This is a genomic window from Bradyrhizobium sp. IC4060, from assembly GCF_020193715.1.
Taxonomy (GTDB): Bacteria; Pseudomonadota; Alphaproteobacteria; order Rhizobiales; family Xanthobacteraceae; genus Bradyrhizobium; species Bradyrhizobium yuanmingense.
Window position 1 is genome coordinate 987,865 of the sequence record NZ_JADYVJ010000001.1, and the last position, 20,272, is coordinate 1,008,136.

General features: G+C 65.3%; 21 protein-coding genes. 17 read left to right on the plus strand and 4 right to left on the minus strand.

Annotation, left to right across the window (positions count from 1 at the left end):
* Positions 1-7: 7 nt before the first annotated feature.
* Both I6F16_RS04720 and I6F16_RS04725 read right to left on the minus strand, forming a co-directional pair.
* The gene (locus I6F16_RS04720; RefSeq protein WP_057029924.1) at positions 8-295 is read right to left on the minus strand and encodes a hypothetical protein; all 288 of its coding nucleotides are present in this window, start codon (positions 293-295) and stop codon (positions 8-10) included.
* Position 296: 1 nt separating this feature from the next.
* On the minus strand, positions 297-440 hold the full coding sequence (locus tag I6F16_RS04725; protein WP_225173474.1) for a hypothetical protein: 144 nt from the start codon (positions 438-440) through the stop codon (positions 297-299).
* A gap of 196 nt (positions 441-636) precedes the next feature.
* Between I6F16_RS04725 and I6F16_RS04730 the strand changes: the two genes are divergently transcribed.
* From I6F16_RS04730 to I6F16_RS04800, 15 genes are all read left to right on the plus strand, one after another.
* On the plus strand, positions 637-1,737 hold the full coding sequence (locus I6F16_RS04730) for an inositol-3-phosphate synthase (RefSeq protein ID WP_036005055.1): 1,101 nt from the start codon (positions 637-639) through the stop codon (positions 1,735-1,737).
* Positions 1,737-2,333: a histidine phosphatase family protein gene (locus tag I6F16_RS04735; protein ID WP_225111873.1), complete on the plus strand. Its 597-nt coding sequence runs from the start codon at positions 1,737-1,739 to the stop codon at positions 2,331-2,333. Before I6F16_RS04730 ends, I6F16_RS04735 begins: the two co-directional genes overlap by 1 nt.
* Complete coding sequence (locus tag I6F16_RS04740; RefSeq protein WP_225111872.1) at positions 2,330-3,433, plus strand: glycosyltransferase; 1,104 nt, start codon at positions 2,330-2,332, stop codon at positions 3,431-3,433. The genes I6F16_RS04735 and I6F16_RS04740 overlap by 4 nt, the downstream gene beginning before the upstream one ends.
* 2 nt (positions 3,434-3,435) lie before the next feature.
* Positions 3,436-4,236 (plus strand): nucleotidyltransferase family protein, encoded by an 801-nt coding sequence (locus I6F16_RS04745; RefSeq protein WP_036023674.1) that lies wholly within the window; start codon positions 3,436-3,438, stop codon positions 4,234-4,236.
* Positions 4,233-5,000 carry a TIGR04290 family methyltransferase gene (locus tag I6F16_RS04750; protein WP_225111871.1) on the plus strand — a complete coding sequence of 256 codons (768 nt, stop codon included), beginning with the start codon at positions 4,233-4,235 and terminating at the stop codon, positions 4,998-5,000. The genes I6F16_RS04745 and I6F16_RS04750 overlap by 4 nt, the downstream gene beginning before the upstream one ends.
* Positions 4,997-5,947 carry a beta-xylosidase gene (locus I6F16_RS04755; protein ID WP_036005069.1) on the plus strand — a complete coding sequence of 317 codons (951 nt, stop codon included), beginning with the start codon at positions 4,997-4,999 and terminating at the stop codon, positions 5,945-5,947. Before I6F16_RS04750 ends, I6F16_RS04755 begins: the two co-directional genes overlap by 4 nt.
* Positions 5,935-7,140, plus strand: a complete 1,206-nt coding sequence (locus I6F16_RS04760) for a phosphopentomutase (RefSeq protein WP_225111870.1) — start codon at positions 5,935-5,937, stop codon at positions 7,138-7,140. Before I6F16_RS04755 ends, I6F16_RS04760 begins: the two co-directional genes overlap by 13 nt.
* 209 nt (positions 7,141-7,349) lie before the next feature.
* Positions 7,350-8,462 carry an NAD-dependent epimerase/dehydratase family protein gene (locus I6F16_RS04765; protein ID WP_036023669.1) on the plus strand — a complete coding sequence of 371 codons (1,113 nt, stop codon included), beginning with the start codon at positions 7,350-7,352 and terminating at the stop codon, positions 8,460-8,462.
* Positions 8,462-9,523: an SDR family NAD(P)-dependent oxidoreductase gene (locus tag I6F16_RS04770; RefSeq protein ID WP_225111869.1), complete on the plus strand. Its 1,062-nt coding sequence runs from the start codon at positions 8,462-8,464 to the stop codon at positions 9,521-9,523. The genes I6F16_RS04765 and I6F16_RS04770 overlap by 1 nt, the downstream gene beginning before the upstream one ends.
* Positions 9,520-10,806 carry a TIGR04295 family B12-binding domain-containing radical SAM protein gene (locus I6F16_RS04775; protein ID WP_225111868.1) on the plus strand — a complete coding sequence of 429 codons (1,287 nt, stop codon included), beginning with the start codon at positions 9,520-9,522 and terminating at the stop codon, positions 10,804-10,806. The genes I6F16_RS04770 and I6F16_RS04775 overlap by 4 nt, the downstream gene beginning before the upstream one ends.
* Positions 10,803-11,915: a glycosyltransferase family 4 protein gene (locus tag I6F16_RS04780; RefSeq protein WP_225111867.1), complete on the plus strand. Its 1,113-nt coding sequence runs from the start codon at positions 10,803-10,805 to the stop codon at positions 11,913-11,915. The genes I6F16_RS04775 and I6F16_RS04780 overlap by 4 nt, the downstream gene beginning before the upstream one ends.
* Positions 11,912-13,042, plus strand: coding sequence for a glycosyltransferase (locus I6F16_RS04785; protein ID WP_225111866.1), 1,131 nt, complete (start codon positions 11,912-11,914; stop codon positions 13,040-13,042). Before I6F16_RS04780 ends, I6F16_RS04785 begins: the two co-directional genes overlap by 4 nt.
* A complete protein-coding gene (locus I6F16_RS04790) occupies positions 13,039-14,127 on the plus strand; it encodes a glycosyltransferase (RefSeq protein ID WP_036034785.1) in 1,089 nt (362 codons plus the stop codon). The genes I6F16_RS04785 and I6F16_RS04790 overlap by 4 nt, the downstream gene beginning before the upstream one ends.
* Positions 14,124-15,248 carry a glycosyltransferase gene (locus I6F16_RS04795; protein WP_225111865.1) on the plus strand — a complete coding sequence of 375 codons (1,125 nt, stop codon included), beginning with the start codon at positions 14,124-14,126 and terminating at the stop codon, positions 15,246-15,248. The genes I6F16_RS04790 and I6F16_RS04795 overlap by 4 nt, the downstream gene beginning before the upstream one ends.
* Positions 15,249-15,259: 11 nt before the next feature.
* Complete coding sequence (locus I6F16_RS04800; RefSeq protein ID WP_225111864.1) at positions 15,260-16,324, plus strand: UDP-glucuronic acid decarboxylase family protein; 1,065 nt, start codon at positions 15,260-15,262, stop codon at positions 16,322-16,324.
* A 39-nt stretch (positions 16,325-16,363) separates the two neighbouring features.
* Here I6F16_RS04800 and I6F16_RS04805 read toward each other — a convergent pair whose 3' ends face one another.
* Both I6F16_RS04805 and I6F16_RS04810 read right to left on the minus strand, forming a co-directional pair.
* Positions 16,364-18,676 (minus strand): TonB-dependent receptor, encoded by a 2,313-nt coding sequence (locus tag I6F16_RS04805; protein ID WP_225111863.1) that lies wholly within the window; start codon positions 18,674-18,676, stop codon positions 16,364-16,366.
* A complete protein-coding gene (locus I6F16_RS04810) occupies positions 18,657-19,721 on the minus strand; it encodes a HoxN/HupN/NixA family nickel/cobalt transporter (protein ID WP_225111862.1) in 1,065 nt (354 codons plus the stop codon). Before I6F16_RS04810 ends, I6F16_RS04805 begins: the two co-directional genes overlap by 20 nt.
* A 135-nt stretch (positions 19,722-19,856) precedes the next feature.
* Here I6F16_RS04810 and I6F16_RS04815 point away from each other — a divergent pair, with 135 nt between their 5' ends.
* Both I6F16_RS04815 and I6F16_RS04820 read left to right on the plus strand, forming a co-directional pair.
* Positions 19,857-19,997, plus strand: a complete 141-nt coding sequence (locus I6F16_RS04815) for a hypothetical protein (RefSeq protein WP_225111861.1) — start codon at positions 19,857-19,859, stop codon at positions 19,995-19,997.
* Between the two features lie 72 nt (positions 19,998-20,069).
* Complete coding sequence (locus tag I6F16_RS04820; protein WP_225111860.1) at positions 20,070-20,270, plus strand: hypothetical protein; 201 nt, start codon at positions 20,070-20,072, stop codon at positions 20,268-20,270.
* The last annotated feature ends 2 nt before the right edge of the window (positions 20,271-20,272 follow it).

Below are 20,272 nucleotides of genomic sequence, written 5' to 3' on the forward strand. Positions count from 1 at the left end.
GCGGTCGCTAATGTCGCACGAACTTGTGGAATCGACTGAGCTTGCCGTCCTTGGTTCGATCCTGATGCAGGAACGCGATGCCGGCTTCATCGAACTTCTCGAAGAACGCATCCCAGCTGATGCGATCCAACGCTTCATCCGGCGGATCGAAATCAATACGCAGGATTCCGGCGTGGCCACCCTCCTCCGTCGCCTTCACGGTCGCCGGCTTCCCGCCGCGTTCTTCGGCCCATTTCTGGATGACGTTGTGATCGGTGGTCTCGTGGGCTTCGCTGTTCTGTGCCTTGGATGTCATGTCACACCTCGTTCACTAAGCGGGCGATGAACGCCGCACCGCATCGAACCATTGGCCGACAAACGCGGGCCGCAGTGATTGGTTCTTCGCGGCAGATACGAAACGGTCCGCGTGAGGCGAGCATCATCTTCTTCATCTTCATCATGAAAGTCGTTCGTTCCGAGCTGGCGGTACGGGACTTTATCCCATGTTAAGCGCGTCGCATTTTGTCGCGATGAATCGGCCCACGGCGTGCCGCTCGCATCTCCTTCCCAGGAACGAACATACCTTCCACACGTTCGCCGACGTACTTACACCGACTCTTGCACCGACGCCGCGCGTTTTCCGGAGGGCTTCATTCCATGCATTCTCGTCTCCAACACAGGCGCCGCGTGCGCGTCGGACTCGTCGGCGTCGGCAATTGCGCGAGCTCCTTCGTCCAGGGCCTCACCTACTACCGGAACGCCAAGTCGAACGAGCCGGTCCCGGGGCTAATGAACGCGGATCTCGGCGGTTACCATATCAGCGATATCCAGATCGCTTCGGCGTTCGACGTCAACGCCAACAAGGTCGGCCGCGACGTCGCCGATGCGATCTTCGCCTCGCCCAACAACACGCACCGTTTCTCCGACGTCGCGCCGACAGGCGTGATCGTGCAGCGCGGACCGGTCCTGGACGGCATCGGGCATTATCTCACCGACGACGTTCCGATTGCGGACGTGCCGGAGGCCGACGTGTCCGAAGTGCTGGCGATGTCCCGCACCGACGTTCTGGTCTCCTATCTTCCGGTCGGCTCGCAGCGCGCCAGCGAATGGTATGCGGCGCGCGCCATCGAGGCCGGCTGCGGCTACGTCAATTGCATTCCGGTCTTCATCGCCTCCAATCCCGAATGGCGGCGCCGCTTCGAGGAGGCCGGCCTGCCGATCGTCGGCGACGACATCAAGAGCCAGGTCGGTGCCACCATCCTGCATCGCGTGCTCGCCAATCTGTTCCGCGATCGCGGGGTGCGGCTCGACCGCACTTACCAGCTCAATGTCGGCGGCAACACCGATTTCAAGAACATGCTCGAGCGCGAGCGGCTGGCCTCGAAGAAGATCTCCAAGACCCAGGCCGTGACCAGCCAGTTCGACGTCCCCATGGACCCCGACAACATCCATGTCGGACCGAGCGACCACGTGCCGTGGCTCACCGATCGCAAGCTCGCCTTCATCCGCCTGGAGGGAACGACGTTCGGCGGCGTTCCCCTGAGCGCCGAGGTCAAGCTCGAGGTCTGGGACTCCCCGAATTCGGCGGGCGTCGTGATCGACGCGGTGCGCTGTGCCAAGCTCGCCATGGACCGCGGCCAGGCCGGAGCGCTGACCGGCCCTTCGAGCTATTTCATGAAATCGCCGCCGCAGCAGTTCACCGACGAAGAGGCCGGACGGCGGACGCGCGCCTTCATCGACGACAAGGCGTTTGCGTGATGGCCGGGATCATCCATCTCGTCCGCCACGGTCATCATGCCCTGCTCGGCCGCATCCTGTGCGGCAGGATGAAGGGCGTCGAGCTCGACGATCTCGGCTGTGAGGAAATGGCGCGCTGTGCCGGCACCATCGCGCGGCGGCCATCGCTCATTCAGTCCAGCCCGCAACGGCGCTGCATGCAGTCGGCCTGCATCCTCGCCGCACATTTCAGGCTGCCGGTCGAGATCGTTCCCGCCCTCGACGAACTCGATTATGGCGAATGGACCGGGCGATCGTTCGACGAGTTGGCGCCGGATCGGCGATGGTCGCGCTGGAATGGGCGGCGCGGCACCAGCCGCCCGCCCGGCGGCGAGAGCATGCGGTCGCTTCAGAACCGAGTTGTGGCTCATCTGGAGCAGCTGCGCGGCGATCGCAATCTCGGCGCTGTCATCGTCGTCAGCCACGCCGAGCCGATCCGCGCCGCGCTGCTGCACTATTCGCGCACGCCGCTCGACCGGTTTCTTTCGATCGAGATCGACCCGGCCAGCATCAGCACGCTCCGCGCCGACAGAAGCGGCATGAAGATCACCGGGATCAACCAGCGGGTGCCGGCGTGAAGATCGTCATCTTCGGCCTGACAATCTCCTCGTCCTGGGGCAACGGTCACGCCACCCTGTGGCGCGGCCTCTGCAAGCATCTCGCGCGTTCGGGGCACGGCGTCGTCTTCTTCGAGCGCGACGTGCCCTATTATGCCGGTGCCCGGGATCTCTACGAATTGCCGGGCGGCGCGCTTCGGCTGTTCGCGAACTGGGACGATGTGCGGCAGGCGGCAAGCGCCGAAATCCGTGACGCCGACGTCGCGATCGTGACCTCCTATTGTCCCGATGCGATCGCCGCGACCGAGCTGATTCTCGCCGAGGGTCGTGCTGTTCCCGTGTTCTACGACCTCGATACGCCGGTCACGCTGGCAAGGCTCATCGCCGGCGAGGCTGTCCCCTATATCGGCCCGCGCGGCCTGCGGGACTTTGCGCTGGTGCTCAGCTTTACCGGCGGGCCTCGCGTTGCGGACGAATTCCGCAACAGGCTCGGCGCGCGCGACACCCGGCCGCTTTATGGACATGTCGACACAGACATCCACCATCCGGTCGCGCCGCAGCCGCATTATCGCGCCGATTTGTCCTATCTCGGCACCTATTCCGAAGACCGCCAGCACACGCTCGAGGCGCTTTTCGTTGCGCCTGCGCGGGCACGCAAGGATCTCCGCTTCCTGATCGGCGGCGCGCAATATCCGGACGATTTCCCATGGTCGCCCAACATCTATTTCGTGCGGCACCTGCCGCCGTCCGAGCACGCGCCGTTCTTTGCCTCATCGCGGCTGACCCTCAACGTCACCCGCCGGGCCATGGCGGAGATGGGCTGGTGCCCGTCCGGCCGGCTGTTCGAGGCCGCGGCCTGCGGTGCCCCGCTGATGAGCGACGACTGGCCCGGAATAGCGGACTTCTTCGCGCCCGGAGAAGAGATCCTGATCGCACGCGACGAGCACGACGCGCTTGCCGCACTCGCGATGCCGGATGCCGAGCTCAGGCGCATGGCCCTGCGCGCCTATGAGCGCACCATGGACCAGCACACATCCGACAAGCGGGCGCGTGAACTGATCTCGATGCTCGAGCAGATTGCGTCGAGCCGGGTCAGCCGGCAACAAATCGAGGAGGCCTGATCATGTGGGGCATCGTTCCGGCCGCGGGCCGCGGCAGCCGTATCCAGCCGCTTGCGTTCTCGAAGGAATTGCTGCCGGTCGGCAGCCGGCATGACGACGGTACCGACCGTCCCTGCGCGGTCTCCGAATATCTGCTGGAGCGCCTCATCCTCGGCGGCGCGGACAAGATCTGCTTCGTGATCTCGCCCGGCAAGTCCGACATCCTCGAATATTTCGGCGACCACTACGGCAGCGCCGAGCTCGCCTATGTGGTGCAGCCTGAAGCCTCCGGCCTGTGCGACGCGGTGTTCAGGGCAAGCACCGTCGTCGGGCGGCACGAAGACGTCATGGTCGGCTTGCCCGACACGGTGTGGTTTCCCAAGGCGGCCCTGCAATCCCTGCCCGAGGCAGACCTCTCGTTCCTGCTGTTCCCGGTCGAGCACCCCGAATTCTTCGATGCGGTGGTGCTGGACGGCGAGCAGGTGACGGAGATCCAGGTCAAGCAGCCGAATGCAGCCTCGCGCTGGATCTGGGGTGCTTTCAAGATGTCGGCCCACGGCTTCCGCCAGCTCCAGGCGCTGTGGCACGCACGCGAACGCCGCGACGAATATTTCGGGACGCTGGTCAATGCGTACCTTTCGGCCGGCGGCAACGGCATCGGGGTCAAGGCCGGCGAATCCTACGTCGATGTCGGCACCATCGACGGCTATCGCACGGCAATGGCCCTGCTCGCCGAGGGCGTCGAGGGCCGTTCCAAGTCGCGGACCCGCGCCTCATCGGACGGGGCCCGGCCGGTCTCAATGAATAACGGAGCGATTGCATGACCAGAGGCGCCCTCTCCCGCGAGGAAATCCGCCAGCGCGTCGATGCGCTGGGGCCATGGTTTCACAATCTCGACCTCAAGGGCGTGCCGACAGCGCCGTCGCACTTTCTCGGCGACTACCCCAATGTGAAGTGGCAGCGCTTCTCCGGCATCATTCCGGACCGGCTCGAAGGCAAGACCGTGCTCGATATCGGCTGCAATGCCGGCTTCTACGCCATGGAGATGAAGCGGCGCGGCGCCGAACGCGTGCTCGGCCTCGACACCGACGAAGAATATCTGGCCCAGGCCCGCTTCGCGGCCGAGGTGAACGGGCTCAGGATCGAATTCCGCAAGATGTCGGCCTATGATGTCGGGCAGCTGCGCGAAAAGTTCGACCTCGTGATCTTCATGGGCGTGCTCTATCATCTGCGACACCCGCTGCTGGCGCTGGACCTGATCCATGAGCACGTCGCCGGCGATCTCCTCCTGTTTCAGTCGATGCTGCGCGGCGACAGCCGGATCGATGCGATCGAGAAGAATTACGACTTCTGGACTACCGATCAGTTCGATTCCTCCGGCTACCCGAAGCTGCACTTCATCGAGCACAAATATGCCGACGACCCCACCAATTGGTGGGTGCCCAATCGCGCCTGCGTCGAGGCCATGCTGCGCAGCGCCGGCTTTGCCATCGCGGCCCATCCGGAAGAGGAGGTCTATCTGTGCAAGCGCACGACGCGGCCGCAGGTCGACGGGCCGGTTTATCCGTCACGGGAGGCGAGCCGATGATCGAGGCGGCCAAGATCTGGAACGAGCCCAACAACAAGTCGCATTGGGACCTCCTGATCGACCCGGACTGGGCGATGTTTGCCAACCTGGCGCTCGCGGCCGGCAAGGCCATCCGCAGCGCGCATCCGACCTTGCCGCGCGTGCTCGGCGGCATTTCGCCGATCGACCCGTCCTTCATGCGCAGCATGCAGGCGCGTGGCGTGCTCGATCACGTCGACGCCGTCGCCGTGCACGGCTTTCCGCTCGACTGGAATTTATGGCAGATCGGAGAATGGCCGGCCAAGATCGAGGAGATCAAGGCTGTTACCTCGCTCCCGGTCTGGGTGACCGAGGTCGGCGTCTCCTCGTTCGGCGCCGAGGAGGTGCAAGCCTGGGGCCTGTCGCGCACCGCCGACCTTCTGATCGGCCGCGCGCCGCGCATCCACTGGTACAGCCTCTATGATCTCCCTTCGGCCTGGGAGGCGACCACGCGGCACAAGGAGGCCGAGGGGTCCTCCTATTACCGGCATTTCCACATGGGCCTGCTGCGCGAGGATGGAACGCCGAAAGCCGCGGCGGAGCTGTTCGGCCAATACGCCGCCGACATGGGCCTCTGCCAGTGGTTTCATTTCGAGGACCATCGTCTCGATGACGCCGTGCGCTGGATGCGACGGTTCGGCGTGCGGCACTTGCGGACCGGCCTGTCATGGGCCGACAGCTTCCGCCCCAACGCACTGGACTGGTTCGACCGCCAGATGGATGCGCTGGCCGAGTTCGAGATCACTGTGACGTTCTGCTTCACGCCGGAACACCGCGGTCTCGAACCGCATCACACCAGCCCGCCGCTCGACGTGAACGAGTTCGCCGATTTCTGCGCGCAGATGGTCGAGCGCTATTGCACGAAGACCGGTCTCGCCTCCTCTAGTGGCGTCTCCCCGCCGATCAGGGAGCCGACATGCGTGCCCTGATCCTGGTGATGGATTCCGTCGGAATCGGCGCCGCGCCCGACGCCGCCAATTACGGCGACGAAGGTGCCGACACCATCGGCCACATTGCGGATGCATGCATGGCCGGGCGTGCCAATAGTCCGCAGCGGGAGGGGCCGCTGTGCCTGCCAAATCTCGTGGTGCTCGGCCTCGGCGAGGCCTGCCGCCTTGCGACGGGGCGCGTCCCGCCCGGGCTCGACGGCCGGGTTCAGGGTGCGCGCCATGGATGCGCCAGCGAGATATCGAGGGGCAAGGACACGCCATCCGGCCATTGGGAGATCGCCGGCGTGCCTGTCGCGTTCGACTGGGGCTATTTTCCAAAGATCCAGCCCTGCTTCCCGCGCGATCTCGTAACAAAGCTGTGCGAACAAGCCGGACTGCCCGGCATCCTCGGCAATTGCCACGCCTCCGGCACCCACATCATCGCCGAATTCGGCGAGCGCCACATGCGCAGCGGCGAGCCGATCTGCTACACCTCGGCCGACAGCGTGTTCCAGATCGCGGCGCACGAGGAGACGTTCGGGCTTGAGCGGCTTTACGACGTTTGCACGATCGCGAGACGGCTGGTCGATCCCCTGAACATCGGCCGCGTCATCGCGCGTCCGTTCGTCGGAACGGACGCAGGCAATTTCAAGCGCAGCTCGCACCGGCGCGATTTCTCGGTTCCGCCGCCCGAGCGAACCATCCTCGACCTTGCAGAGACTGCCGGCCGCGACATCGTCACGATCGGCAAGATCGACGACATCTTCGCTCATCGCGGCACCGGGAGAAACCTGCGCGGCGACGGCAATGCAGCGCTGTTCGATGCCACGCTCGATGGGCTTGGAGGCCTTGCAGAAGGCGGGCTTTTGTTCGCCAACTTCATCGATTTCGACACGCTCTACGGCCACCGCCGCGACGTCGCCGGCTACGCAGCGGCGCTCGAAGCTTTCGACGCCCGCCTCCCCGAGCTGCTGAGCCGGCTGCGAAGCGACGATCTCCTCATCATCACCGCCGATCATGGCTGCGATCCGACCTGGAGCGGCACCGATCATACGCGCGAGCAGGTCCCGATCCTGGCGTGGACCGCGCAGTCAACGGCTCCGATCGGCCGACGCGCCGGCTTTGCCGACATCGGCGCGACGGTTGCAAGACATCTCGACCTGCCGGCGCCACTTCATGGCGCGCATTTCTAGCCGGGATTCTAGCTGGGATTCACTTGGGTTATTGATCCAGGTTAGAGAAATTTTCGTTTGTAGGTTTCGCAGGAACGAACATTCCTTGCACCGCTTCTAACTCCCAGACGTGACTGGCGCGCAGGTCGCCCGACCAAGCAAAGGCGCGCTTCAACTCTCATCATCGGCTGGTCCCGAACGGATCGGTCCCATGCGGCACGGAGCGGTGAATGACGCGAGTATTGATTACCGGAGGCGCGGGATTCATCGGTTCGCATACGGCCGACGTGCTGCTTGCGGCTGGCTATGAGGTCCGCCTTCTCGACAATCTCTCTCCGCAGGTCCATGGCGGCAACCGTCAGCGGCCCGCTTATCTCGCGGACGATGCCGAGCTCGTGGTCGGCGACGTCACGGACAGCGTCGCCGTCGAACAGGCCTTGCGCGGCGCCGACATGGTCCTGCATCTCGCCTCCGCCGTCGGCGTCGGTCAGAGCATGTACGACATCGAGCCCTATGTCAGGACGAACGAGCTCGGCACCGCCGTGCTGCTGCAGGCGCTGGCGAAGCGACCGGTCGCACGGCTGGTGGTGGCGTCCTCGATGAGCATCTACGGCGAGGGCCTGTATCGTGATGCCGTCGGCAACGTCGTGGCTTGCGACGAACGACCGATCGGGCAGCTTCGCCAAGGAGAGTGGGAACTGCGGGATCATGCAGGCCATGCGCTCGATCCCGTGCCTACGCCTGAGACCAAGCAGCCGTCTTTGAGCTCGATCTACGCGCTGAACAAATATGCGCAGGAGCGGATGTGCCTGATCACGGGCAAGGCCTACGGCATTCCGACGGTCGGCTTGCGCTTCTTCAACGTGTTCGGTCCGCGGCAAGCGCTGTCGAATCCCTATACCGGGGTGCTGGCCATCTTCGCCGCGCGGCTGCTCAATGGCCGGCCGCCGCTCGTCTTCGAAGACGGCCTGCAGCGGCGCGACTTCGTCCACGTGCACGATGTCGCCCGCGCCTGCCGCATGGCGCTCGAATCCGACCACGCCCAGGACGTCTTCAACGTCGGCTCGGGCCAGAGCCGCACCATTCTGTCGGTAGCCGAGGATCTTGCCCAGGTGATGGGACGGTGTGAGATCGCTGCCGAGATCACACGGAAATACCGTGCTGGCGACATCCGGCACTGCTTCGCCGACATCGGCAAATCACGCGACCTGCTCGGCTTCGAGCCGCATGTCGCGTTCAAGGACGGGCTCGAAGAGCTCGCCGGGTACCTCGCCGACCAGATCGCCGACGATCAGGCGGAGCGGGCGACCCGTGAGCTGCTGCAACGAGGGTTGGTCGCGTGATGAGTGAACAAGACAACAGACCTGTCCTGGTCACCGGCGGCTGCGGCTTCATCGGCTGCAATCTCGCCGACCGTCTGGCCGAGCGCGGCGACCGTGTGCTGGTGCTGGACAATCTCGCCCGCGCCGGCGTGCGCGAGAACGCGCAATGGCTGAAATCCCGGCATGGCGAGCGCGTCGCGATCACGGTGGCGGATATCCGCGACCCCATTCCGGTGATCGACGCCGTGCGCGAGGCACGCGCCGTGCTGCACCTCGCGGCCCAGGTCGCCGTGACCGACAGCGTCAGCGATCCCTCGGCCGATTTCGAGATCAACGCCCGTGGCACGCTGAACGTGCTCGAAGCCGTCCGCCTGCACAACGCCTCAGCGCCAGTGATCTTCGCCTCGACCAACAAGGTCTACGGGCGCCTGATCGAGGACAGCGAGATCGCGCTCACCGGCCGTCGCTACACGCCGGTCAACGATCTGCTCGCCGGCGGCATTTCGGAGAACGCCCCGCTCGATTTCTACAGCCCCTATGGTTGCTCCAAGGGCACCGCCGATCAATACGTCCACGATTATGCCCGGGTGTTCGGGCTGCAGACCGTGGTGATGCGCATGAGCTGCATCTACGGGCCGCGGCAGTTCGGCACCGAGGACCAGGGCTGGATCGCACACTTCCTGCTCAGCGCCATAAGCGGCAATCCGCTGACGATCTATGGCGACGGCAAGCAGGTCCGCGACGCGCTGCACGTGTCGGACGCGGTGAGCGCCTGGCTCGCGGCGCTCGACCACATCGCGCTGGCGCGCGGGCGCGTCTTCAATCTCGGCGGCGGTCCGGCGAATGCGATCAGCCTGCTCGAGTTGATCGACCGCATCACCGAGCTGACGGGCCGCAAGGTCAGCTATCGCTTTGCGGACTGGCGACCGGGCGATCAGCCCTGGTACGTGACCGACACGCGGGCGCTCGCCACCGCGCTCGGCTGGACGCCGCAAATGCCTCTCGCCGATGGCCTGCGCTCGCTCCACACCTGGCTCGACAGCCGCTTCGGATCACAGAATAGAAGCGAGGCCCTGGCATGACGCGGGTCGCCCTCATCAATCCGAACTGGGATTTTTCGGGCAGCATCTATTTCGGCTGCCGCTCGCCTCACCTGCCGCTCGAGCTCGGCATCTCCGAGCACTATCTGAAGGCGGCCGGCCACGACACGTTGCTGCTCGATGCGCATATGTTCGATCTCTCCCTCGCTGAGATCGAGGCCGAGCTGCGCGCCTTTGATCCCGACCAGATCGTCTTCACCACCGCACCGACCTATCTGTTCTGGCGCTGCGCGCCGCCCGAGCTGCGCGTGCCGCAGCAACTCGCCATCGCGGTGCGGGACCTTGCGCCGACCCTGATCGCGGTCGGCCCGCATGGTTCGAGTACGCCGAAGACCGCCCTGAGGAAGCTTGGCGTCGATATCGTCGTGATGGGCGAGTGCGAGGCGTCCCTGCTGCGTCTCGCCAATGGCGAGCGAGACATTCCCGGCCTGTGCTTCGCCGACGGTGCTTCGCTCCGGGTCAATGGCGGACCCCAGGCGGTCGCGTTCAGCGACCAGCCCGCGCTCGACTGGCCGGAGGATATGATCCGGCGTCACCATCACCATCATCACCGCTTCGAGGCCGCGCCGACCGCACCGGGAGCCGAGGTGGAGGCCTCGCGCGGCTGCCCCTACAACTGCACGTTCTGCGCCAAGGAGAATTTCCGCAACGCCTATCGCAAGCGGCCGCCCGCCGTCATTCTCGGAGAGATCGATCGTCTGCGCCGCCATGGCATCGAGTACGTCTACTTCATCGACGAGATCTTTCTTCCCAATCGCGAACTTTTGGAAGGCTTGACGACGCGCGGGCTGAAGTTCGGCGTGCAGACGCGGATCGACCTCTGGAAGCCCGACATGCTCGCCCTGCTCGGGCGCGCCGGCTGCGTCTCGATCGAAGCCGGCATCGAGAGCCTCACCGTGGAAGGGCGCGCGGCCCTCGCCAAGAATTGCAAGATGACGACGGATCAGCTCGCCGACCGGCTGGTCGAAGCCCGCCGCCACGTCCCCTTCGTGCAGGCCAACCTGATCGAGGTGCCCGAGGACGACGATCCCGTGGTGCAGCGCTGGCGCCGCACCATGCAGGATGCCGGCGTCTGGGCCAACGATCCGGTGCCGCTCTATCCCTATCCCGGCTCTCCCGACTACCGCAGGCTCTGGGGCGAGCCCGACGACGTCGCCTGGGAGCGCGCACACCGGCACTATCTCGCGATGTTCGACCAGTTCAGCGACGTGCAGAACGATCGCCCGGTCCCGCTCGACAGCCTCGAACTCCAGGTGGCCTCATGAACCGTGGCGCCGACATCAGGATCATGATGACGACTGACACGGTTGGCGGCGTGTGGACCTATTCCTGCGCGCTTGCCACGAGTCTCGCTGCGTCCGGTGCCGACGTCACGCTGGTGACGCTGGGCCCGCGGGCGCGCGTCGATCAGCGTCAGATGCTGCACGAGACCAGCGTTCACCTGATCGAGACGGACCTCGCACTCGAATGGCAGGACCCGGAGGGCCAAAACGTTTCCGACGCAAGGCGCGTGCTTGCAAACCTGGAAGCCAGATTGATGCCCGACGTTGTGCATCTCAACAGCTTCCGCGAGGCGACCTTTGCCTGGCAGGCCCCGACAGTGCTGGTGGCGCATTCCTGCGTAAATTCGTGGGCACTCGCCTGCCACGATACGGCCTGGCTTGGCGAGCCCAAATGGCGCCGCTACAGCGAGCGGGTCGCCGCCGCGCTCGACGCGGCGCAGGCCTGGGTCTGTCCGAGCCGGGCCTTCCACGACGACATCACGGCGATCTACCAGCCGCGATCGCGCGGCGCGGTGATCTGGAACGGAATTTCGCCGCGCGCCCCGTCTGGGCGAAAGCAGGATGTGATTTTCGCGGCAGGACGGCTGTGGGACCGTGCCAAGAACATCGAAGCACTCGCCGCCGCCGCGCCCGGGCTGGATTGGCCGGTCGAGGTGGCCGGTCCTATCAACGCACGTCAGCCCGCGGGTGTCAGTTGGCTCGGAGAGCTGCCGCACGCGGCGCTGGAGACGCGTTTGCAGCATGCAGCGATCTTCGTCAGCCCCGCACTCTATGAACCGTTCGGTCTCTCGGTGCTGGAAGCCGCCGCCGCCGGCTGCGCGCTGGTCCTCTCTGACATGCCGACCTTCAGGGAATTGTGGCGCGGCGCCGCCTTGTTCGTCGATCCCGCCGACAGCGACGCGCTGCATCGGGCTCTGGCAGAGCTTTGCGCTGACGATATCGGCCGGGCAAAGCTGCAGCGCGCCGCCTATGAGCAATCCCTGACCTATTCGTTGACGCGCATGACGAGCGCCTATCTCGGTCTCTACCAGGACCTGATCGCATCGCGCCGCACGAGCGCGGCGGCCAGCCAAATCGAGGTGCGCGCATGAAATGCGTCCTGTTCTATCATGCCTTCACCTCCTGCTGGAACAACGGCAACGCGCATTTCCTGCGTGGCTACGCGCGCGAGCTCCATGCGCTCGGGCACGAGGTCGTCGTGTTCGAACCCATCGACGGCTGGAGCCGGCTGAACGCGATCCGGGAAGGCGGCAGTCATGCCATGGACGACATTCCCGCGCTCTTTTCCGGTATCGACATCCGCCGCTACGATACCAGCCTCGATCTGGCGCGGGCGCTTGATGGCGCCGATCTCGTCATCGTGCATGAATGGAATTCGCCGGATCTGATCGCGCAGATCGGGCGCAGGCGGGTGCAAGGCGGGTCCTTCACCCTGCTGTTCCACGACACCCATCACCGTGCGGTCAGCGCGCCCGACGAGCTTGCGCAATTCGATCTCGACGGATTCGACGGCGTGCTCGCCTTCGGCGAGGTGCTGCGGCAGATCTATCTGAAGCTGGGCTGGGCCGACCGGGTCTTCACCTGGCACGAGGCCGCCGATGTCGCATTGTATCATCCGCTGCCGCAGGTCGAGCGGACCGATGATCTGGTCTGGATCGGCAATTGGGGCGACGGCGAGCGCAGCGCCGAGCTGAACGAGTTCCTGGTCAAGCCCGTGGCGGAGCTGAAGCTCCGCGCCAGCGTCCATGGCGTCCGTTACTCGGATGACGCACTCAACACCATCAGGAGCGCAGGCATCCGCTATGGCGGCTGGCTGCCCGCGCATTGGGCCCCCGTCGCCTTCGCCGGCGCGCGCGCGACAATCCATGTGCCGCGCGGGCCTTACGTCGCCCTGCTGCCGGGCATCCCGACCATCCGCGTCTTCGAGGCGCTGGCCTGCGGCATTCCCCTGGTCTCGGCACCCTGGTCGGATGAGGAAGGCCTGTTCCCCGAGGGCGCTTATCTCAGCGTTGCCGACGGCGCGCAGATGAAGCATGCGCTTCGGTCCGTCATCGACGATCCGGAATTCTCTGCCGCGATGGTGGAGACCGGCCTGAAGGTCATCAGGGATCGTCATACCTGCCGCCACCGCGCCGAGCAGCTCATCGACATCGTCACCGACCTCAGGGATTCCAGCCGCTCGGCACGGCCTCAGCACGACATCGGAGCCGTCGCATGAAGATCTGCTTCTTCGGATCCAGCCTCGTCTCGTCCTACTGGAACGGCGCTGCCACCTACTACCGTGGCATGCTGAAGGAGATCGCGGCGCTCGGCCACGAGGTCACCTTCTACGAACCCGACGCCTTCGACCGCCAGTCGCATCGCGACATCGACGAGCCGGATTGGGCCAGGGTGGTGGTCTATCCCGCGACCGCCGACGGCTGGCGCAGCTCGCTCGACACAGCCGCACAATCGGCCGACATGCTGGTCAAGGCCAGCGGCGTCGGCGTCTTTGATCTCGAGCTGGAGAACGCCGTCGCCGCGCTGCCCTCGCGGCTGACGCGGATCTATTGGGACGTCGATGCTCCCGCCACGCTCGAGGCGATGGAAAGCGATCCGCAGCATCATCTGCGTCGCGCGATCCCATACTACGACATGGTCCTGACCTATGGCGGCGGCGAGCCCGTCGTCTCCGCGTATCGATCGGTGGGCGCGCGGGACTGCGTGCCTATCTACAACGCGCTCGATCCGGCCACGCATTTTCCGTCGCCGCCCAATCCGCGCTTTGCCTGCGATCTCAGCCTGCTGGCGAACCGCCTGCCCGACCGTGAGAGGCGCGTCGAGCATTTCTTCCTCGACGTTGCACGCCATCTGCCCGAAAAGTCCTTCGTGCTCGGCGGCTCCGGCTGGGACGACAAGGACGCCTCCGCCAATCTGCGCAAGGTCGGCCATGTCGGCACCGCCGATCACAACGCGTTCTTCGGCTCCGCGCTCGCCACGCTCAACGTCAATCGCGACAGCATGGCGCGCTATGGCTTCTCACCGCCGACGCGGGTGTTCGAAGCGATCGGCGCCGGCGCCTGCCTGATCACCGACGAGTGGGCCGGCATCGATCATTTCCTCGAACCCGGCCGCGAGGTGCTGGTGGCCGCCGACGGAGCCGAGGTGGCCGAGCACCTCACCGCGCTCGATCCCGAGCGGGCCCGGTCTATCGCCCGCCGCGCCCGCGCACGCATCCTCAGCCAGCACACTTACCGGCAGCGCGCCCGCCAGTTCAACGATCTCTTCGTCGCCCACAGCTCCCGAATCGAGGCAGCAGAATGAACCTCTCCATCGTCGTCATCGGTCTTTCGGTCACTTCGTCCTGGGGCAACGGTCATGCCACGACCTACCGCGCCCTGATCGAAGCGCTGGCGCGACGAGGTCACCGCGTCACGTTCCTGGAGCGGGACGTGCCCTGGTATCGGGATCACCGCGACCTGACCAAGCCCTCTGCCTGGACTGTCGAATTGTACCATTCTTCGAAAGATGTTCCGCGCCAATTCGGCAAGCTGATCCGCGATGCCGATCTGGTGATCATCGGCTCTTATGTTCCTGACGGGATCGCGCTCGCCGAATGGACCACGACGCACGCGAGGGGCATCACCGCGTTCTACGACATCGACACGCCAGTCACTCTGGCGCGGCTCGAGCAAGGCCTCGACTATCTCTCGGCGGCAATGATCCCGCGCTTCGATCTCTATCTGTCGTTCACCGGCGGACCGGTGCCCGGCATGATCGAGCAGAGCTACGGCAGTCCGCTCGCGCGTGTGCTTTACTGCAGCGCAGACGCGGAGATCTACGCGCCGAAGCAGGCGCCGCCGAAATGGGCGCTCGGCTATCTCGGGACCTACAGCGAGGACCGGCAGCCCGTTCTCGAGGAGCTGCTGCTGGCACCGGCGCGCACGCTGCCGAGCGATCAATTCGTCGTCGCCGGCGCGCAATATCCGGACAATATCGCCTGGCCCGCCAACGTTACGCGGATCGAGCACCTCTCGCCGAAGCAGCACCCGGAGTTCTACGCGGCGCAGCGTTTCACGCTGAACGCCACCCGCGCCGACATGAAGGCGCTGGGCTTCTCCCCGAGCGTCCGGCTGTTCGAGGCCGCCGCCTGCGGCACGCCCGTGATCTCGGACCGGTGGCCCGGGATCGAGACGATCTTCGCGCCCTCGAAGGAAATCCTGCTGGCAACCAGCCCGCGCGAGGTTGTCGAGATCCTGCGCGACATGCCGGAAGAGCAACGGCGCACGATCGCACACAACGCGCGGCGGCGGGTTCTCGCCGATCACACGCCCGACCATCGCGCACGGCAGCTGGAGACCTATTACGCCGAGGCAGCCGCGCGGCGCCGCCGCAAGACGGCGTCGCTCCCTGTCGTTCGTCCCATGCAGGTCGCCCAACTCTGAAAGGCCACGTCATGACGCTCCAGACCCGCATCCACGCATCCCGCCGCTCGCCGACGGTCCTGGTCGCCGGCGGCGCCGGCTTCATCGGATCGCATCTCTGCGACGCGCTCCTGCAACGCGGCAGCATGGTGATCTGCCTGGACAATTTGTTCACGGGAACCACCGACAACATCCGGCCCCTGCTCAACCATCCGAACTTCCGCTTCATCGAGCATGACGTGCGCGATCCCATCGAGATCGAGGGCGGGATCGACCGGATCTACAGCCTCGCCTGCCCGGCATCGCCCCGCCACTATCAGGTCGATCCGGTCGGGACGATGAAAACCTGCGTGCTCGGCTCGATCAACCTGCTCGAGCTGGCGCGGCAGAAGGGTTCCCGGATTCTTCAGGCCTCCACCAGCGAGGTCTACGGCGACCCGGAGGTGCATCCGCAGCCGGAATCCTATCTCGGCAACGTCAATCCCGTCGGGCCGCGGGCCTGTTACGACGAAGGCAAGCGGGCCGCGGAGACGCTGATGTTCGACTATCGGCGGATGCACGGCACGGAGATCAAGGTCGCGCGCATCTTCAACACCTACGGCCCGCGCATGCTCGAGAATGACGGCCGCGTCGTGTCCAACTTCATCGTGCAGGCGCTGCGTGGCGAGCCGATCACGATCTACGGCAAGGGTACGCAGACGCGCAGCTTCTGCTTCGTCGACGATCTCGTGCGGGGGCTTCAGCTCCTGATGGAGAGCCCCGCCTCGGTCAGCGGTCCGTGCAATCTCGGTAATCCGCACGAGGTCACGATCGAGGCCATCGCCCGGGAAGTGCTGGCGTGCACCGAATCGGCTTCCCCGCTGCGCTTCGAGCCCCTGCCGAAGGACGATCCCAGGCGGCGCAAGCCCGTGATCGATGCCGCCGAGAAGATCCTGGGATGGCGTCCGAGGGTGGCATTGAAGGACGGGCTTCAAGCGACCATTGCCTATTTTGCGCTCCGCCTCGCCGGGGAGGCGCCGACGCTCGTGCCGGCCATCGCCGCGCGCAGGACGCGCCATTCAGCACGCGGCCGCCTGACGATGTCCGAGCAACCGTGAAGGCCTTGGCGGGTCGCCCAATGCGCCAGCGCGATAAACCTAAAACGTCCCGGCCAAAGTGACCCGGAACGCCATCGGCTCGACCGGGTGCAGCACATAGTCCATCACGCCGTTCCCGCAGACTGCGGCCGGTGCGGCATTGGCGGCGCAGAGATTGTAGAGCCTATCGGTCTTCAACAGCGAGCCATAGGCATAGGTGATCTGGTTCGCCTTGCTGTTGAACAGGTTGAGCACGTCGAACTGGATGCGCCAGCCGTTCTCGCTGCGGTAGCCGAGCCGCGCGTTGGCGAGGCCGGTCGGCCGCGAGCGGAACGCATTGTTCTCGGTCAACGGGCTCGCGCCGATATAGCGCCAGCGGGCGCTGCCGAACCAGCCGGTCTTCTCGCCGAGCGTTATTCCGGCCGATGCCACCATCGCCGGGGCATTGGGAATGTAGTTGCCGGGCGCATTGCCGATTTGCGCCTCGGGATAGCCGGCGAGCGAGGCATAGACCGCGGCCTGCTCGCCGTCATGGCCGCGGAAGCGCGCATGCGTCATTGCAAGATCCACATCGATGTCGATCCAGGACCGCGGCCGGTAATGGTTGGTCCACTCGAAGCCGTAGCGGCGGCTGGCGCGGGTTGCCGAGGTATCGCCGGCATCGCCGGAGAACAGGATCTCGGAATCCTGGTCCAGGATGAAGAGGCTGAGAGAGCTCTCGAGGCCGGGAACGATCCTGCTACGAACCCCGACCTCCGCGCCTTTGGTGCGCACCAGGAGCGGCGACGGCGTGAGCCTTGTCGCGGGATCGGTGGGATCCTCCGTCGTGGTCGCACCGCGGGCATCGTTCGAGTGCATGCCGTAGCCGGCGCCGAGGAAGAATTCCGTATGATTGAACGGACCAAGCACCATCCTGAATTTCGGGCTGCCGAGCGCGGCATCGGCGCGACCGGAATTTGCGGCGTTGAACAGAGAGGTGACGTCGGCGGCGTAATAATCGCCCCGCCAGCCCAACGTCGTCCTGAGCCAGTCGGTCCAGCGCACCGTGTTTTCGGCAAAGACCCCGACGCTGCCCTCGCCGACCTTGTCGCTGCGGATATTGCCGATGAAGCCGCGACGGAACGTATTGGTGAGCGCGAGGTCGATCGCATCATAACGCGATTGCAGACCGAAGGTGGTCTGCATCGGCAGGCCGGCCAAGGAGCCGTCCAGCGTGCGCGAGACATTGGCGCCCGCCATCAAGCGGTCGTCGTGCTGGTGGAACTGGTCGCCGAGCACGGGATCGTCAAGGAAGTAAGTGAAATTATTGAAGAGGTCGAGTTGGCTCTTCACCAGATAGGCGTTGGCCTTCCATGAACCGATGTCGTCGGTCTGCGCGATGCGCCCGGACAGCGCAAAGCGGTTGGCATGACCACCGTCGCTCGGATCTTCCGAACCATAACGGCCGAGCAAGCCGCTGGTGATGGCGCGCTGCGGCACCTGGTCGGTCGAATTCCATTTGTTGACGTAGGCCATGCCGGTGATCGACATACCGTCGGTCGCGGTGCCCTGGCTGTAGCGCACGAGGCCGTTGAGCTTTCGCAATTTGTCCGCATTGTCCCACGGGCCGTCGTAGGTACCGATCTCGCCGGCCACCAGCAGCGAACCGTCGCCGACTTTCGCGGAATCCATGCCGAGCAGACGGCGGTAACCGAAGCTGCCGGCGCTCACCTGCGCCAGCCGCCTTGTGCTGTCGATCAGGCCGATGTGAACGCTTCCGACCGAGGCGAAGTCGCCTTCGTCGGCGAAGTAAGGTCCCTTGCGCACGTCCATTGCGGCGATGGTTTCCGGGATCAGCCAGTTGAGATCGGCATACCCCTGGCCATGCGCGTGGGTGCGCATGTTGACGGGGACGCCGTCGACGATGATCGCCAGATCGGTGCCGTGGTCGAGATTGTACCCGCGCAGGAAATACTGGTTGGCTTTGCCCTCGCCGGAATGCTGCGTCACGATCAGACCGGGCACGGCTTCGAGCGCCTCGCCCCGCCGTGTGAAAGGGCGCGCGTTGATCTCGTCGCCGGAGACAGTGATCTCGCTGGCCATGCCGGCTGCGGCCCTTGCACCCGAGCCGGCACTGCGCGGATCCGACGCCTGCGCCGTCGCGGAAGACACGAAGATCCGGCGGCCGGCCGCGGGCGATCTGGCGGCACGGCGCGATGCGGCCGTCATCTTGCGCCCGGGCGCGGCGCCGCCACTGACCTCAACCGGCGGCAGTTCGCGTGAGGTGTCATTGCTCTGTGCAAAGGCGCGGCCGTCATCCGCGAGCAGCGCCAGGACCGAGAGTGCCGTCAAAGCGCCGCCGTGACGACCGTGCTCAGGCCGCCTCGGTCGCATCGGTGCATTCCAAAACTTTCGTGCCGGCGCGGCGAGGCTCGTTTGCGAACATGCGGCGATAGAGCACGACCGAGACGAGCCATGCGACCGCAAACAGCGCGATCACGACAAAGCCGACATTGGCAAGCGACTCGTTGAGGGCCTCGATCAGCGCCCATGCGCCGCCGGAGAGACCGAGCCGCTCGCCGATCAGGCCGAGCGCTTCGATCCCGCCGATGAACAGTGCAACCGCGACGGAGGCGCCGGTGATCGTGAGATTGTACCAGAGCTTGCGCAAGGGATCGACGAAGGCCCAGCGATAGGCACTCACCATCAGCGCGGAATCGGCAGTGTCGACCAGCGCCATGCCTGCAGCGAACAGCGCGGGGAAAACCAGCACATCGGCGAGCGAGGCGCCGCGCGCGGCTTCGCTGGCGGAGATGCTGAGCAGGCTGATCTCCGTCGCGGTGTCGAAGCCGAGGCCGAACAGGAAGCCGAGCGGGTACATGTGCCAGGGCTTCGTCACCAGGCGGAACATCGGGCCGAGCAGCCGGGCCAGAATACCGCGGCTGGCAAGCAGCGCATCGAGCTGCGCAGCATCGTGAACGCCCTGGTCCCGCGCCGCGCGAAACGTCCGCCACAGGCCGACGAAAATGACGAGGTTGATCGCGGCAACCGCAAGCAGGAACAGCGCCGAGACTGAGGTGCCGATGAGACCGCCGATCTCCTTGAGCAGGCTGTCGCCGCCGAGGCTCACGACGCCCAGTGCCAGCAGCATGGTCGCCACCACGACGACGGTGGAATGGCCGAGCGCGAAATAGAGGCCGACGCTGCGCGGCGTCTCGGCGCCGTGCATCAGCTTGCGCACGACGTTGTCGATCGCGGCAATGTGATCGGCATCGACGGCATGACGCAGGCCGAACACCCAGGCCAGCAAGGCCGTCGCCATCACCGTCGGCCGGTCGCCGAACAGCGTGAAGGCCCAGGCCCATGCGGCGATGTTGGCGGCGACGAGCCCGCCAAGCAGCGCCACCGTTCCGGGCTCGACCGCCCGCAAAGTCCGCATCGCTGCTCGTTCCATTCGCTCGCCCTTACAGTATGACGTTTATCAAAATTTCTCATACTGGCAAGAGCAAGAGCCGGACCAGTTTCGGTCTGCCCCCTGACGAGCCGACGGAATGCGAGCCAAATGGCGTGCCTGATGGAGGAATTCCGCGTCAGCGGGATCACCGCGCCGATGCGGGATGGGCGCTCGCATTGGCAAGCAGATATCCAATTTGACGCCGAAGTTGACGGTCGTCAGGGGGAGCTCGACCCACGCAACTGGAACCCGTTGCTGTGAAACCGCTCACATCCGATTCGACGATCCCGATGTATTCATCGTGCCGGGTGGAGATGGCAGACGGAGACGCGCATGAAATTCCTCATGCTCTCGCTAATCGCAGCCATGCTTCTCGCCGGTGCGGCCAATAGCGTGTTCAGACCGCATGCAGTACCTCACTTCGGTCAGCCCGGCATGGCGTCCATTCAAGACATGCAGACGGGCCAAGCCGACAAGCTTCCCGAGCAGGAGCTGCAGGACCGCTCCGTCTTGTTTGCGAAAGAGCTGCGGTAGGC

What these genes read in the sequence shown, in the direction of transcription:
- I6F16_RS04720 (WP_057029924.1), bottom strand. Translation starts at nt 295, where the DNA reads ATGACATCCAAGGCACAGAACAGCGAAGCCCACGAGACCACCGATCAC.
- I6F16_RS04725 (WP_225173474.1), bottom strand. Translation starts at nt 440, where the DNA reads ATGATGAAGATGAAGAAGATGATGCTCGCCTCACGCGGACCGTTTCGT.
- I6F16_RS04730 (WP_036005055.1), top strand. Translation starts at nt 637, where the DNA reads ATGCATTCTCGTCTCCAACACAGGCGCCGCGTGCGCGTCGGACTCGTC.
- I6F16_RS04735 (WP_225111873.1), top strand. Translation starts at nt 1,737, where the DNA reads ATGGCCGGGATCATCCATCTCGTCCGCCACGGTCATCATGCCCTGCTC.
- I6F16_RS04745 (WP_036023674.1), top strand. Translation starts at nt 3,436, where the DNA reads ATGTGGGGCATCGTTCCGGCCGCGGGCCGCGGCAGCCGTATCCAGCCG.
- I6F16_RS04750 (WP_225111871.1), top strand. Translation starts at nt 4,233, where the DNA reads ATGACCAGAGGCGCCCTCTCCCGCGAGGAAATCCGCCAGCGCGTCGAT.
- I6F16_RS04755 (WP_036005069.1), top strand. Translation starts at nt 4,997, where the DNA reads ATGATCGAGGCGGCCAAGATCTGGAACGAGCCCAACAACAAGTCGCAT.
- I6F16_RS04760 (WP_225111870.1), top strand. Translation starts at nt 5,935, where the DNA reads ATGCGTGCCCTGATCCTGGTGATGGATTCCGTCGGAATCGGCGCCGCG.
- I6F16_RS04765 (WP_036023669.1), top strand. Translation starts at nt 7,350, where the DNA reads ATGACGCGAGTATTGATTACCGGAGGCGCGGGATTCATCGGTTCGCAT.
- I6F16_RS04770 (WP_225111869.1), top strand. Translation starts at nt 8,462, where the DNA reads ATGAGTGAACAAGACAACAGACCTGTCCTGGTCACCGGCGGCTGCGGC.
- I6F16_RS04775 (WP_225111868.1), top strand. Translation starts at nt 9,520, where the DNA reads ATGACGCGGGTCGCCCTCATCAATCCGAACTGGGATTTTTCGGGCAGC.
- I6F16_RS04780 (WP_225111867.1), top strand. Translation starts at nt 10,803, where the DNA reads ATGAACCGTGGCGCCGACATCAGGATCATGATGACGACTGACACGGTT.
- I6F16_RS04785 (WP_225111866.1), top strand. Translation starts at nt 11,912, where the DNA reads ATGAAATGCGTCCTGTTCTATCATGCCTTCACCTCCTGCTGGAACAAC.
- I6F16_RS04790 (WP_036034785.1), top strand. Translation starts at nt 13,039, where the DNA reads ATGAAGATCTGCTTCTTCGGATCCAGCCTCGTCTCGTCCTACTGGAAC.
- I6F16_RS04795 (WP_225111865.1), top strand. Translation starts at nt 14,124, where the DNA reads ATGAACCTCTCCATCGTCGTCATCGGTCTTTCGGTCACTTCGTCCTGG.
- I6F16_RS04800 (WP_225111864.1), top strand. Translation starts at nt 15,260, where the DNA reads ATGACGCTCCAGACCCGCATCCACGCATCCCGCCGCTCGCCGACGGTC.
- I6F16_RS04805 (WP_225111863.1), bottom strand. Translation starts at nt 18,676, where the DNA reads ATGCGACCGAGGCGGCCTGAGCACGGTCGTCACGGCGGCGCTTTGACG.
- I6F16_RS04810 (WP_225111862.1), bottom strand. Translation starts at nt 19,721, where the DNA reads ATGCGGACTTTGCGGGCGGTCGAGCCCGGAACGGTGGCGCTGCTTGGC.
- I6F16_RS04815 (WP_225111861.1), top strand. Translation starts at nt 19,857, where the DNA reads ATGGAGGAATTCCGCGTCAGCGGGATCACCGCGCCGATGCGGGATGGG.
- I6F16_RS04820 (WP_225111860.1), top strand. Translation starts at nt 20,070, where the DNA reads ATGAAATTCCTCATGCTCTCGCTAATCGCAGCCATGCTTCTCGCCGGT.